The organism is Rhizobium leucaenae USDA 9039, assembly GCF_000426285.1.
Lineage (GTDB): Bacteria > Pseudomonadota > Alphaproteobacteria > Rhizobiales > Rhizobiaceae > Rhizobium > Rhizobium leucaenae.
This window is the reverse complement of sequence record NZ_AUFB01000002.1, coordinates 132,072-146,193: the sequence shown is the minus strand read 5'-3', so window position 1 is coordinate 146,193 and position 14,122 is coordinate 132,072. Positions and strand designations below refer to the sequence as shown.

12 protein-coding genes are annotated in these 14,122 nt (G+C 59.8%); 7 read left to right on the top strand and 5 right to left on the bottom strand.

Annotated features, from left to right (window positions below; all coding sequences use genetic code 11):
* Window positions 1–320: 320 nt before the first annotated feature.
* From apbC to K290_RS0103375, 3 genes are all read right to left on the bottom strand, one after another.
* Entirely contained in the window at window positions 321–1,466 is a 1,146-nt protein-coding gene (gene apbC, locus K290_RS0103385; RefSeq protein WP_028750565.1) for an iron-sulfur cluster carrier protein ApbC, read from the bottom strand.
* A gap of 625 nt (window positions 1,467–2,091) precedes the next feature.
* Window positions 2,092–2,832 carry a helix-turn-helix transcriptional regulator gene (locus K290_RS0103380; RefSeq protein WP_028750564.1) on the bottom strand — a complete coding sequence of 247 codons (741 nt, stop codon included), beginning with the start codon at window positions 2,830–2,832 and terminating at the stop codon, window positions 2,092–2,094.
* Window positions 2,833–3,151: 319 nt separating this feature from the next.
* Complete coding sequence (locus K290_RS0103375) at window positions 3,152–3,937, bottom strand: IclR family transcriptional regulator (RefSeq protein WP_028750563.1); 786 nt, start codon at window positions 3,935–3,937, stop codon at window positions 3,152–3,154.
* A 158-nt stretch (window positions 3,938–4,095) separates the two neighbouring features.
* Here K290_RS0103375 and K290_RS0103370 point away from each other — a divergent pair, with 158 nt between their 5' ends.
* The 5 genes from K290_RS0103370 (at window position 4,096) to K290_RS0103350 (ending at window position 8,342) form a co-directional block, all read left to right on the top strand.
* The gene (locus K290_RS0103370; protein WP_028750562.1) at window positions 4,096–4,866 is read left to right on the top strand and encodes an SDR family NAD(P)-dependent oxidoreductase; all 771 of its coding nucleotides are present in this window, start codon (window positions 4,096–4,098) and stop codon (window positions 4,864–4,866) included.
* 47 nt (window positions 4,867–4,913) lie between these two features.
* Entirely contained in the window at window positions 4,914–5,846 is a 933-nt protein-coding gene (locus tag K290_RS0103365) for a 2-dehydro-3-deoxygalactonokinase (RefSeq protein WP_028750561.1), read from the top strand.
* Window positions 5,846–6,481 carry a 2-dehydro-3-deoxy-6-phosphogalactonate aldolase gene (locus K290_RS0103360; protein ID WP_028750560.1) on the top strand — a complete coding sequence of 212 codons (636 nt, stop codon included), beginning with the start codon at window positions 5,846–5,848 and terminating at the stop codon, window positions 6,479–6,481. Before K290_RS0103365 ends, K290_RS0103360 begins: the two co-directional genes overlap by 1 nt.
* Window positions 6,482–6,486: 5 nt before the next feature.
* Window positions 6,487–7,374, top strand: a complete 888-nt coding sequence (locus K290_RS0103355) for an SMP-30/gluconolactonase/LRE family protein (protein ID WP_028750559.1) — start codon at window positions 6,487–6,489, stop codon at window positions 7,372–7,374.
* Window positions 7,375–7,721: 347 nt separating this feature from the next.
* Entirely contained in the window at window positions 7,722–8,342 is a 621-nt protein-coding gene (locus K290_RS0103350; RefSeq protein ID WP_028750558.1) for a PRC-barrel domain-containing protein, read from the top strand.
* Between the two features lie 72 nt (window positions 8,343–8,414).
* On the opposite strand, the gene K290_RS0103345 is transcribed toward K290_RS0103350, so the two are convergent.
* Together K290_RS0103345 and K290_RS0103340 are read right to left on the bottom strand one after the other, a co-directional pair.
* Window positions 8,415–9,773 (bottom strand): putative bifunctional diguanylate cyclase/phosphodiesterase, encoded by a 1,359-nt coding sequence (locus tag K290_RS0103345; RefSeq protein WP_028750557.1) that lies wholly within the window; start codon window positions 9,771–9,773, stop codon window positions 8,415–8,417.
* A gap of 126 nt (window positions 9,774–9,899) precedes the next feature.
* On the bottom strand, window positions 9,900–11,633 hold the full coding sequence (locus K290_RS0103340; protein WP_028750556.1) for a response regulator: 1,734 nt from the start codon (window positions 11,631–11,633) through the stop codon (window positions 9,900–9,902).
* A 338-nt stretch (window positions 11,634–11,971) separates the two neighbouring features.
* Between K290_RS0103340 and mutL the strand changes: the two genes are divergently transcribed.
* Both mutL and K290_RS0103330 read left to right on the top strand, forming a co-directional pair.
* Window positions 11,972–13,801 (top strand): DNA mismatch repair endonuclease MutL, encoded by a 1,830-nt coding sequence (gene mutL / locus K290_RS0103335; protein ID WP_028750555.1) that lies wholly within the window; start codon window positions 11,972–11,974, stop codon window positions 13,799–13,801.
* 83 nt (window positions 13,802–13,884) lie between these two features.
* A complete protein-coding gene (locus tag K290_RS0103330; protein ID WP_028750554.1) occupies window positions 13,885–14,115 on the top strand; it encodes a DUF2093 domain-containing protein in 231 nt (76 codons plus the stop codon).
* Window positions 14,116–14,122 lie beyond the last annotated feature (7 nt).

Sequence of the window (14,122 nt, the reverse complement as noted above, 5' to 3'; positions counted from 1 at the left end):
CATAAAACTCCGGGCGTATCCCGCCGGTCCGGCTGGGAATCCGTGTCCATGCTCCATTGCGCTGCTGTACCAATCCTTCGTCCGTCATGACAAAGCCGATTGCTCAGGCGAGACGAATTCACCATTAGGCGGGTGGCCGTCATCGGATATGCCCGACCAAACTCACGCCGGCGGCGCATATGCAGCAAAGCCCGCAAAGAATCAAGTCACAACCCCTTCGATGCGCGCTTTCACCGCAGATTCACAATTGTGCGAAGTCATAGCACACGGCGCGGGCAAGGCAATCGGGCCGATCGCTGTTCAGCGCACGCGCTTGTGAATTATTCGAAGACGATGGAGGGTGCTGCGCGCTGAGGCGTGTTGCTGACCTGCGCCCAGACTTTGGCCGCGATATCGCGATAGATACCGGCGATGGCGCCATTGGGGTCGGAAGCGACCAGTGGCGTACCGGCATCGGAGGTCTCGCGGATACCCATGGTCAGCGGCACTTCGCCGAGGAAGGATGTGCCGATGCGCTCGGCTTCCTTCCGCGCACCGCCGTGACCGAAAATATCGTAACGGGCACCGGTGTCCGGAGCGATGAAATAGCTCATGTTCTCGACAATGCCGAGGACGGGTACTTCCACCTTCCGGAACATGTTGATGCCCTTTCGGGCGTCGATCAGCGCCAGATCCTGGGGGGTCGAAACGATGACGGCGCCGGCGAGCGGCACCTGCTGCGCCATGGTAAGCTGCGCATCGCCGGTGCCTGGCGGCATGTCGACGACCAGCACGTCGAGCTCGCCCCAGGCGACTTCTCGCAGCATCTGCAGGAGTGCCGACTGCACCATCGGCCCGCGCCAGATCATCGCCGTCTCTTCTTCGACGAGGAAGCCCATGGACATGACCTTGAGGCCGTAATTCTGCATCGGGTTGATGATGCGGCCGTCAATCTGGGTCGGCCGGCCGGAAATCTTCAGGAGGCGCGGCATGGAAGGCCCGTAGATATCGGCATCCAGAACCCCGACCCGCAGGCCGTTGGCGAGCAGGCCGAGCGCGAGGTTGACGGCTGTGGTCGACTTGCCGACGCCGCCCTTGCCGGAGGCAACCGCGATGATTGCGCCGATGCCGGGCACGCCGATCTTGCCAGCGCGCGGCGGCTGTTGCGGTGCATGGGTATGGGCATGCGGCTGGGCAGGAGCCGGGCGCGGCGCAGGCGCGCCGGCGGCATTGGCCTTCTTGTCTGCGGTCAGGGCGACCATGGCGCCTTTGACGCCCGGCAAGTCCTTGATCACCCGTTCGGCAGCAAGTCGCATCGGCTCCAGTTCCTTGGCGCGCTCCGCCGGAACCGTAATCGAGAAATAGACCTTGGAATCGGAAATGAAGACATCCGAGACCATGCCGAGCTCAACGATATTGTGCTCCAGGTCCGGACCACGAACAGTCCGCAACGTTTCCAGAACCTGTTCCTTGGTGATGTCCGTCATTCTATCCTCACTGCACGATTTCCATCCGAATCGCCGTGCGTGGACGTCCACGCAGCAAACGCTCCAGATCTCTTGAGGCTTAGATAGTGGAGTGGGGGAACTTCGCCAAACGAAATTAAGGGAATATCGACACAGAACTCAGTCCGTTGCGGCCGGCAGGTCCGCCGGGCTTAATAGCCCTACCAGCCGCAACGCTCCCTTGGGGACTGAAATGTCAGCGGCGGACATAAAGCAAAGCTTCGAAAGAAGTAGGGCAAGCGCACGAAAAATCGCTCCTTAAACCCCGTTGATCTTGAAGACGTGCCAAATAAGCAACAGGCGCCGCAGATACCTGCCGCTGGGAAAACAACGGCTATGGTATCGGCGGCGCCTGCCGGATCCGCGCGCGTTTGTCGGCGCTGTCATCAAAGTCCCCTCTGGACCTCTGACGGTTGAAATGCAGAAAGCGTGCCAGTTCTACGAAATAAAAAAAGACACATATTTTCAATAGATTACCAGATCGACCGGGCCGAACCAAAAACTGACTGCGTGAAATGGCGGCAAATTTTATGTGCAGCGCACAAAATTCGCCCAGAAAATTGGCGGTTTTCGCTCGCGCCTACTAACCGTCCGTTAGGATGCTGCCCTATTTTATCAGTCCCACGCGCAGCGCTTTTGCGACTGCCTGGGTGCGGTTGACCGTGTCCAGCTTCTTGGTGGCCCGATTCAGGTAATGATTGACCGTATGTTCGGAGAGGGTCAGGATCTCGGCGATTTCCGCACTGGTCTTGCCGGCGGCCGTCCAGTTCAGGCAATCGATCTCCCGGTCAGTCAGCGCGTCGACGACGCGGATGTCCATATTGCGGATTTCCGCGAGCCTGTCGAAAACATAGATCGCGACAAAGCTGAGATCCTTGATCTCTTCGGGAGTGAAGGACTCGCGATCGCCGGCAAGCGATATCGCGCCTCGAAGGCCGGATGCGTCATGGGTCGGCAAATAGACGCAGCGTGTCATGCGAAAGCGTTCGAACAGGGCAGCGATGAGTTCGCCTTTCCCATCGTCGCGATTGGTGAGCGCCGTCGTCTCGTGGACGAAAGGCAGCGTGGAACCACGCAGGCGCCGCAGCACAGGGCTGTTGGTCATCAGCCCTTCCTGGTCATAGGTCGCCAGGAGTTCGGCAGGCCAGTTGTTGATGACCGAATTGCTCTGCAGTTCGAAGGATGTCACCGGCGGCAGGTTCAGCACCATGAAAGCCCGGCAGCGATAGGCTTCAGTCAGCCGCTTCATGAAACGAAAAACATCGAACTGCGTTTTCAGACCGGTAATTTCATGAATGTAATCTTCGGCCCGAGGGGCCTTTCCCGCCTGCACCAATGCTGCCATCATTAGTCTTCTTTACATAAGGGAGGGGCACAAACGCGAAACAGCCGCCTCCAAGCCTCCGGGTCATCACATGAACGCCGACAAACCGGCGCCTAATCAATATAAATTTTAAAAATTTCGCCTGCTGCGACACCATTTACTGCGGCGCCGGATAACCGGGCCGCCATCCTCCTCCGGGTGTGGCAGCAGGTACCACGGAGAACGGCAGTTCACCTGCGATCCCCACGAGCCGCGCAGAATAAACGTGTAAGTTGGCGAAGGTCCAGCACGCGAAAGGCCAAATTGGTGAATTTCACATGACAGCCGAGAAAAACAGGCGAATTTAACGCCTCGGACCGAGCCGACTGTGCATATCCTGCATGATCGCGGCCGCCGCTGCTTTCACCAAAGGCGCCCATTCCTCCAATTTTCCCGGCGTAACGCGGTAGGCGGGGCCGGTCACCGAGACGCCGGCCAGCATGTCGTTGTCATCGGAGTAAATTGGTGCGGCGACGCAGCATATGCCGCTCTCGTGCTCTTCACGGTCAAAAGCGCAACCGCGCCTTCTGATGGCCTCGATGTCTGCCCGCAGATCTGCCAAGCTGCGATGGGTGTGCTCGGTGTAGGCGTGAAACTCGAGTCCGGCGACCCGTGCTCCAAAGCTGGTATCGTCGAGGGCGGACAATGCAGCCTTGCCGACGCCCGTGCAATAGGCCGGCGAAGCATTGCCGATCTGCGAATACATACGTACGGATTGCCGGCCTTCGACTTTGTCGAGATAGATGACCTCGGTGCCGCGCAAGACGCCGAGGTGCACGGTTTCGCCGGTCTGCGCCTGCAGCAGCCGCAGATGCGGCTCGGCGACGGTGCGAAATTCATTGCGCGCCCAACTGCGCGAGGCAAGGCTCAAGAGCCTGATGCCGGGCAGATAACATCCGTCGCGGTCGATCTCCAGCAGCCCTTCTTCGACGAGGTGAGACAATTGCCTATGCAGTGTGCCACGCGGCTGGTCGGAGAGAGACAGAATGTCGGTGAAACGCATTGGACGATCGGAGAGCGCAACGAGATCGACGAGCGTCATGAGCTTACCGAGCGTGCCGGTTTCCCGGCCGCGGCGGATTTCCCTCATGTCGTCACCCTGCCTCGAATTCACGATTGCCTCCGCACGCCGCTGACATATCCTCACGTCCTTGACACGGTGAAAGCGTAATCGGATAATTCCATATAGTCAAATCACGTTCCAAATAATGGAACAAGAAGGCATTTCAATTCCGGGAGGAAACGAACTTGACCGAAGTACAGGCACAATTTCCCGATCTTAAGGATCGCACTGTTTTGATCACCGGCGGTGGCTCCGGCATCGGTGCCGCACTTGTCGAAGGTTTTGCCCAGCAGGGTGCCAAGGTCGCCTTCATCGACATTGCCGAGGAGCCGAGCAAGGCACTTGTCGCCCGGCTTTCTCCGCAATCGGCGCATCCGGTCTCCTTCTATCATGCCGATCTCCGCGACGTCGGTGCCGTCAAAAGCACGGTCGCTGCCGTCGAATCCGATCTCGGCGCCATTCGCGTCCTCGTCAACAATGCCGCCTGGGACGATCGGCACGAGATCGACACGACCACCGAGGAATATTGGGACAACAACCAGGCGATCAACCTCAAGCAGGTTTTCTTCGTCTCGCAGGCGGCAGCGCCGGGCATGCGCGCGGCCGGCGGCGGGGCGATCATCAATTTCTCGTCGATCGTCTTCAAGATGAACCCGCCGCATCTTTCCGCCTACGCAACCGCAAAGGCAGGGGTCATTGGCCTGACCAAGAGCCTTGCCGGCCGTTTCGGACCGGAAAATATCCGCGTCAACGCCGTTTTGCCAGGCATGGTCGTCACCGAGCGGCAGATGGAGCTTTGGCTGACGGAAGAAGGCATAGCCAAAACGGTCGAGCGCCAATGCCTCAAGCATATTCTAAAAGCCGCCGATCTGGTCGGCCCGACGCTTTTTCTTGCATCCAACTGCTCGGGCAGCATCACCGCGCAGACCATCATTGTCGACGGAGGTATTCTCTAGTGAAAAACCAAGAGTATTTTCGATGGAAAAATCAGAGGTATTGTTAAATGGCACGGCCCGCATACATAGCGGTCGATTGGGGCACCAGCAGTTTCCGGCTGTGGCTGATCGGCGAAGATGATAGCATTCTCGGCGAGCGCCGCAGCGGCGAAGGCATGACGTCGGCGGCTCAGACAGGCTTTGCCAAGGTGCTGCAGTCGCATCTCGATGCCCTTGCCGCGCCGGAAGACCTTCCGGTCATCGTCTGCGGCATGGCCGGAGCGCGCCAGGGTTGGGTGGAAGCCGGCTATATCGACACGCCGACGTCGCTCTCTGCCATTCTTACCGGCGCCGTCTCCGTGCCCGGTCAATCGCGCGACGTTCGTATTTTGCCGGGCCTTGCGCAGCGCGCCAAGGACGCGCCAGACGTCATGCGCGGCGAGGAGACGCAATTGCTCGGCGCGATCGCCACCGATGCCAAAGGCGAACAGCTCGTCTGCATGCCCGGTACGCATTCGAAATGGGTGCGTGTCGTCGACGGCCAGGTCACGGGCTTTTCGACCTTCATGACCGGCGAACTCTTCGACGTCATCACCAAGCACAGCATCCTGTCCCATGCCGTTGCCGGCGCGGCCGACATGCCCGCGGACGTCCCCGCCTTCGAAACCGCGATCAAAGCTGCCTTCAACAAGCCGGCCCTCGCTACGAACCTGCTCTTTGCCGCCCGTGCCGGCCAACTTCTGCATGGCTTAACGGCGGCCGGAGCCCAAGCGTTGATTTCCGGCACGCTGATCGGTGCCGAATTCGCCGGCGCGCTGTCATCCGCGGGACAAGGGGCTGCGATCACTCTGGTCGCCTCTGGACGCCTGCAGGCGCTCTACGAAGATGCATTCCGCATCCTTTCCCTCACCTATACGACTGTTGATGCCGATGCCGCCGTCCGCCGCGGGCTCTCCGCCGCTGCAAAGGCGATTTGGCCGAATGACGAAAGAAAAAGCTGATGACGACCCGCATTCCCTTCCCTGCCATGAAGCGCCCGCTCATCGCCATTCTCCGCGGTATCAAGCCCGAAGAGACCGCTGACATTGTCGGCGCATTGATCGATGCCGGCTTGGCGGCGATCGAAATCCCGCTGAACTCGCCGGAGCCCTTCCGCTCGATCGAGATCGCCGCCAAAATGGCGCCCGCGGACTGCCTGATCGGCGCCGGCACGGTGTTGACCGTCGAGGATGTCGACCGGCTGGATGCCGCTGGCGGCAAGCTGCTGGTGACACCGAATGTCGAGCCAGCGGTCATCAGCCGCGGCCGCGACAAGGGCATGGTAACGATGCCCGGCGTGTTCACTGCGACGGAAGCTCTTTCCGCCGCGCGCGCCGGTGCGACGGGCCTTAAATTTTTCCCGGCCGGCGTGCTCGGCGCCTCCGGCATCACCGCCATTCGCGCCGTCTTGCCACCCGAGCTCGTCATCGCGGCGGTCGGCGGCGTTTCGGACAAGAATTTCGCCGATTACACCAAAGCCGGCATTCTGGCTTTCGGTCTCGGCACCAGTCTCTACAAGCCGGGAATGACGACCGCAGAGGTTGCCGAACGTGCCAAGGTGACCATTTACGCCTATGATGCTGCCGTAGGAGCCTGACACATATGACCGACATTCATGATTTCCAGGGCAATATTCTCTGCAACACCGCATCGGCTCTGGGCGAAGGACCGACCTACGATCCCGATACGGATACGGTCTGGTGGTTCAATATTCTCGGCAAGGAGTTGCACGAACTGCATTTGGCGACGGGCAAGAAGGAGGTTCACGCCCTGCCGATGATGGCAAGCGTGCTTGCCCGCGTCGACGCCGAACGGCAATTGATCGCCACGGAAGAGGGATTGTTTCTGCGCGATATTAAATCCGGCGAATTGACTTTTTACGCCGCAATCGAGGCCGACAAGCCGGAGAACCGTTCCAATGACGGGCGAACGCATATGTCCGGTTCGTTGTGGATCAGCACAATGGGCAAGCGCGCGGAATTGCAGGCTGGCGCGATCTATCACGTCGCCGGCGGCAAGGTGACGAAGATCTTCGACCAGCTCAGCATTCCGAACTCCATCTGCTTTTCACCCGACGGCACGATCGGCTATTTCACCGATACGCGCCTCAGCCAGTTGATGCGGGTGCTGGTCGACCCCTTGACCGGGCTTCCGGTCGGCGAACCGATCGTCATGGTCGACAGCATGGAGGATCCCGGCGGCCTCGACGGCTCCGTGTGCGATGCCGACGGCTATATTTGGAACGCGCGTTGGGGCTCCGGTTTCGTCGATCGCTACAGCCCGGACGGCTTGCGCATCGAGCGCTATCGTGTGCCCGCCATGCAGCCTTCCTGCCCGGCCTTCATCGGCCAGAATGGTGATCGCCTCGCCGTGACCACAGCCTGGGAGGGTCTCGACGAAGACGCCCGCTCGATGCAGCCGCAAGCCGGTGCACTTCTCGAACTCGGCCCGACGGTCAAGGGCGTCTTCGATCCCGTCTACAAGATCTGATTGTATTCGATCTTTTTCTCGCTTTACGGGAGATATTGCGGCCGGCAGAGACTTTGCCGGCCTGCGTGGTTCTGACCGTTGCCGGACGCTGAACTCAGTGAGCGGTCGCTGCAACCGATCTGTGGGATCAATTGCTTCGGTTGTACAAAGCGGTATCTCATCCGCCAATTTTTTCAGGTTATTTCTGCCCAACCGCGGCAATATGCGGCCGTTTCCCGCAACTCTTGCCGGAACTAAACCCTCATTCGACCATTTTCCTTAACGAACCGGCACGGTGATGGTCAGCCAAAGGAGTGGCCCCGCCCGAGCTGGTGAACAAGCCCATCAGAATGAAAGGTAGGTTCACGATGACCGGCAAATTGTTCACTTCCGCCGCTGCTGGCGCAATCTTTGCTACAGCATCGGTTCTTTCCCCGATGGCTTTGGCGCAGCAGCAGCCGTCAACCGACAATAATACTGCGCCGATGACAAAAACCGCCCCGGCAACGCCGGACACCACCAAGCCGACTGCAAAGATGCAAAATGATGCCAAGGCTCCGGCTCCGGCGCCGACAACAACCACGGCGCAGGGTGCGGGCTATCTGACCGAGCAGTCGGCAGACCAGATGAGCGCCAAGACCTATATAGGCCAGTCGGTCTATAATGGTCAGAACAAAAGCATCGGTAGCATCGACGACCTTATCCTGCAGAAGCAGGGCGGTATCGTTGCCGCGATCGTCGGCGTCGGCGGCTTCTTGGGCCTCGGCCAGAAGAATGTCGCTGTTCCCTTCGACAAGATCACCGCTACCCAGAACGCCCAGGACGGCAGCATGAAGCTGACGACCACCGAAACGGCTGAGTCGCTGAAGGCTGCACCGGAGTTCAAGACGCTTTCCATGCAGGCTTCCGAAAAGGCTGCAAAGACCCCGGCAACAGCCGCGGTGCCTGGAACCGACACCACGACGACCTCGTCGACGACAAACAAATAACGAAGGTCATCGCAACATTGAAAACGGCGGTCTTTGTAGGCCGCCGTTTTTGCATCTGTCGCGACCTCGCGTTCAGGCGTTTTCGCGCTCGCCGCCGAGTTCGTAGTGGTTTTCGTGGAGATATCGCAGCGTCGCGACGCTGTCGGCGGGTTTGCCGTAGTAATAGCCCTGCCCCATCGCGCAGCCGAGCGACCGAAGCGCCGCTGCTTCCGCATGGTCCTCGATGCCCTCGGCAACCACTTGCAGGTCAAGCCCTTCGCACATTGCAAGGATCGCCTTGATGATATGTTCGGAGGCGCGATCGGAATTGATGCGTGAAACGAAGGCGCGATCGATTTTCACCTTGTCGAAAATGAAATCGCGCAGGCGCCCGAGGCTCGATTGGCCCGTGCCGAAATCATCCAATGAAATGCGCACGCCGGCTGCCCTGAGATCGGCAATGATGCGATGTGCCGTGTCGGCCGAGCTCATGACTGCGGTCTCGGTGATTTCCAGTTCCAGGCGGTGCGGATCGAGGCCGACGCGGCCGAGAATGGCGAGAATGCTGCTGCTCGTGCCGGGATCCATCAATTGTGCCGATGACAGATTGAAGGAGAGGAAGAGCTCGCGCGGCCAGGAGAGTGCTGCCTCCGCCGCCTTGCGCAGCAGGGTCTCGGAAAGAGCATCGATAAAGCCGCGCTCTTCGGCAAGCGGGACGAAGACGGCAGGCGAAACAAAGCCGAGATCGGCGTCGTTCCAGCGGGCCAGCGCCTCAAAACCGACGATCAGATTGTTGGCAAGCGAGACGATCGGCTGGAAATGCACGTCGATGGCATTGGAAATGATGGCATTGCGAAGCGCCTGTTCAAGCTGCGTCGCGCGCTTCATCTCCTGGGCGATCTCCTTGGAATAGACGGTGATCTGGCCGCGGCCGCGCCGCTTGGATCGATAAAGCGCCGTTTCGGCGCTTTTCAGCAGATCTTCGAACTCCTCGCCGGCAAAGGGATAGATGGCGAAACCGAAGGAGGCGGAAAGACGGACGTTGCGATCGCCAAGATCATAGGGCGCCGACAGCACCTCACGGATCATCTGCCCGAACTTTTCCGCGCCGACACGTTCAAAGACCAGCGGCAGTACGAAGGCAAATTCGTCACCGTCGTGGCGGGTGACGGTGGCGCCGTCGGGAATGCAGGCTTTCAGGCGATGCGCGACCTGGCAGAGAATTTCGTCGCCGGCTTCGACACCGAAGAGGTCGTTGATCGGCTTGAAGGAATCGAGATTGGCGATGCCGATGGTGAAGGGTGCAGGATCACTCGCGCGCTCGACGGAAAGCACGCGCGCGCGGTCGCGCATGCGATAGCGGTTTCCCAAGCCGGTCAGCGGATCGGTATAAGCCATCGCCTGCAATTCATTTTGACTGACTGGCGCAAGCGAAATTTCAGCCGATTTCATATTCAGTCCCGACACTCTCCTCCACCCGCGAAAGAGAATGACGGCGAAGTCTTAACAAAGGATGGCGGGACGGCAGTCATTCCATGCGAGGAAAATCTATTCATTAGACATTAAAAACTATGAGCCCTATTGGACTTGAGCTTTGCGGCTGGCCCGCATGTATTTCTGAAACACGGTCTCAAGAATATCCGGGCTCACGGGCTTCATGATGATATCATCCATGCCGGCATCGATACATTCGTTGCGGTCCCGCTCGAAAGCCTGAGTAAGCACACCGATGATGGGCGTGTGCGAACCGCCCCCTTTTTCGGTGCGGCGGATCAGTCTTGCGGCTTCGAAACCGTTGAGGCCCGGCAGGGAAATATCCATCAGGATCAGTTGCGGGCGGTGTTCGCTCCACAGCCGCACCGCCTCGTCGCCGCTGGTGGCGATGATGTAGCGATAACCGAGACCTTCCAGGATCTGTGAAAAGACAATCTGATTGATATCGTTATCTTCGGCAACGAGGATCTGAAAGCCGCTATCCTCACCGCCGGTCGCGATCTGCCAATCATCCACGCTGCCCTCGATGGAATCGCCCGGCTTGCCGCGGATATTGCGGTTGAAATGCCGTGCGATCAGGAAGGTGAGTTCGGTGGCGAGCTGCGAGCCATCCAGCGACAGAGCCGGCACATTCTGCCGCTCGGCCAATTCCAGACCGCGGTTGCCAAGCTGGTTGTCGACGATGACGAGATCGATTTTGATGCCGAGAGAGCTTGCGACATCCAGAAACGCCGCCTCCTCGTTTTCATTATGGACCGAACACGCCTCGAAGCCATATTTGGCGAGCATTTTCAACGCCGCCGATTCGGCAGCAAGATCGGCTGTGACCACGAGAATCTTCCGACCTGAAAAATTCTCGGGAACAAAAGTTTCCATGGCCGGAGGGCGACGCGAGGCGGTCTGAAGCGCTGCCATCGGTACATAGGCACGTCGGTAGGACCGGTCGCTGTTTTCTTTGATCTCCGAAGCAAGAGCAAATTCGTCGAAATCCGCACCGTCTTTCGGCAGGTCCTGCATGGTGGCGACTAGGAAATAGCGGCCGGGCTTGCCGATACGCTGTTTCCTAGTGACCACATCGCGCTCGATACCGTCGCGCGCGATTTGCCGCTGGCGCGAGATCGACATTTCGCCTGTCTCCAGGACATGCCGGTCGCTCTCCTCGAAGCGGTTGGCGATATCCGTGGAGAAGAGATCGACGCCCTTGCGGCCCAGCACCTCATCCGCGGAGGTCTGGTATTTGTCGCAGAACGCCTTATTGACCGCGACATAGACCATGTTGCGGTCCTTGACGAAGAGCGGAAACGACAGATTGTCGAGAATGTCCTCGGTGAGCTGCACGCGCTCCATGTCGAGACGCCATTGCTCCTCCCGTTTCTTCACCTCCGAAATATCCGAGAGGATGCAGACGCCGAGACCGGAGGGCAACCGGCGCTTGACGAAGCGGACCCAACGATCCGCGCCGAAATGCTCCGTCGTTTCAAAGCGCTCGCGCCAATGCGAGGCGATGCGCTGCGAAATCCAATCGTCGCGCGTGACTGCCGATCTCGCGCGAGCATCATGATGGCGGACGCCGCTGTCGAACACAGCACCCAGAAAGTCGCGCAGCCTCGTCGATGGTTGCAGGAATTGCGGCGGGATCGGGAAGAAATTCAGGACTTGGCGGCTGGCGAACAGGAGCAGATCGTTCTTGTCATAGATAAGAAAGGCACTGGAGAGCCCATCGCAGACGGCATCGAACAACGCCGCCTGCAGATTGCCGTCAGACGGCATATCTTCGGCCATTGCTGCAAAAGCTGCCTTGTCAATCTCGGCAGTCATTCGTCCGATTCCTACATCTATCCGGTACCGCGGTACGCCAGGTTTGGCAGCGATGACGGCTCCCGAGGTAAATTTATGGAAATATCATGCTGGCCTGAACACTTGAAACAGGCGGAAGCCGGCTGCTGTAAATGGCGGCCGCCAACCTGCCGCCAAAAGCCGAAACGTGCGTGAGCGCGCCACCTGCAATCATTTCAAGTTTTATGAATGCAACCTGTCATCATTCCCTTAAGCTTTGATTAAATTTCTAAACAAAGCTCCTGCTGAATCGGGTGGATGACGAAAGACAGGCGGCGTTTTCTCTTTCCACCTCGCCGCGAATCCACGAAAATGCGGATATGGCCATCAAGCAACTCTCCGAAACCCTGATCAACCAGATCGCCGCCGGCGAAGTCATCGAGCGGCCGGCAAGTGCTGCCAAGGAACTGATTGAAAACGCCCTGGATGCCGGCGCCACGCGCATCGAGATCGCGACGGCCGGCGGCGGCAAGGCCCTGCTGAGGGTCGGCGACAACGGCGCCGGCATGGAACAGGCGGATCTGGAACTGGCCGTCAGGCGGCACTGCACCTCGAAGATATCCGACACGCTGGAAGACATCCGCACCCTCGGCTTCCGCGGCGAGGCCCTGCCCTCGATCGGCTCGGTGGCGAAGCTGTCGATCGCCAGCCGCAAGCCCGGCAGCGATGGCGGCGCCGAAATTGCTGTCGCCGGCGGCAGGGTGCTGCACCTGCGCCCCGCTGCGGCCAATCCCGGCACGATCGTCGAGGTGCGCGATCTGTTCTTCGCCACGCCGGCGCGTTTGAAATTCCTGAAGACGGAGAAGGCCGAGGCTGCGGCGATCAGCGAAGTCGTCAAACGCATGGCGATCGCCTTTCCGCGGGTACGTTTCGTGCTCTCCGGCAGCGACCGCTCGACGCTGGAATTTCCGGCCACCGGCGACGATCACCTGGCCCGCATGGCGCAGGTGCTCGGGCACGAATTCAAGGACAATGCCATCGAACTCGACGCCATGCGCGAGGATGTGGGCTTGGCCGGCTTCATCGGCGTGCCGACCTTCAATCGCGGCAACTCGGCGCATCAATATGCCTTCGTCAACGGCAGGCCGGTGCAGGACAAGCTGATCCTGTCGGCGATCCGCGGCGCCTATGCCGAGACAATCCCTTCCGGGCGCTATCCCGTTGCCGTTCTTTCCATCAGGCTCGACCCTGCCCTCGTCGACGTCAACGTGCATCCGGCGAAGTCCGACGTCCGCTTCCGCGATCCGGGCCTGGTGCGCGGCCTGATCGTCGGCGCCATCCGCGAAGCTCTGGCGCGAGAAGGCGATCGCGCCGCGACGACGGGCGCCGACGGCATGCTTCGCGCCTTCGGTCCCGGCCGTTCAAGCTTTCAACCTGCCTGGCGGCCATCGGCACCATCAGCACCATGGACGTCAGAGGCTTCCCCATCGCGGCCCTATCAGTCCTCGGGCACGAACGGATATGGATTCGGCGAACGGCCTCAGTTCGCCTTCGATGGCCTCGCCACGCCGACAGCCCGCGCCGAAACGGCTCCGGTTGTCGAACCTGTACGCTCCGAGGAGCCGGCTCGATTCCCCCTGGGTGCCGCTCGCGCCCAATTGCATGAAAACTATATCGTCGCCCAGACCGACGACGGCCTCGTCATCGTCGATCAGCACGCCGCGCATGAGCGGCTGGTGTTCGAAGAAATGCGCAAGGCGCTGCATTCGAAGCAATTGTCCTCGCAGGTCTTGCTGATCCCGGAAATCGTCGACCTGCCGGAGGAGGATTGTGATCGGCTCATGGTGTTTGCCGACGAACTCGGCAAACTCGGCCTTGCCATCGAGCGTTTCGGTCCAGGAGCCATTGCGGTGCGTGAGACGCCGGCGATGCTTGGCGAAGTGGATGCTCAGGGGTTGATCCGGCAATTGGCGGATGAGATTGCCGAGTGGGAGACCGCCTCGGGTCTTGCCGCGAAGCTGGAATATGTCGCCGCCACCATGGCCTGCCATGGCTCGGTGCGCTCCGGCCGGAGACTGCGACCGGAGGAAATGAACGCGCTGTTGCGTCAAATGGAGGCAACGCCCGGCTCGGGCCAGTGCAATCACGGCCGGCCGACCTATATAGAACTGAAGCTCTCGGACATCGAACGGCTGTTCGGACGGAGCTAAGAACAGACACGGTCGAAAGAACTGGAAAAGTCAGGCTTGCCAGGGTATGGCAGGCAGATGACAGAGATCGGGGACGGCATCAGATGAATCTTTTCGAGGGACATGGAAACCGCGAGGCGAAGATTCGCTATCTGGATGGCGACTTCCAAATCCTCATGCCCGGCTCCTATGTCGTCTGCGCCATGACCGGCAAGCACATCGCGCTCGATGAGCTGCGATACTGGAGCGTCGCCCGGCAGGAACCCTATGCCGACGTGATGTCTTCGCTGGAAGCCGAAAAACGCGCCGGCGCGCTTCCGAACCAGAAGCGCTGATTGCTGC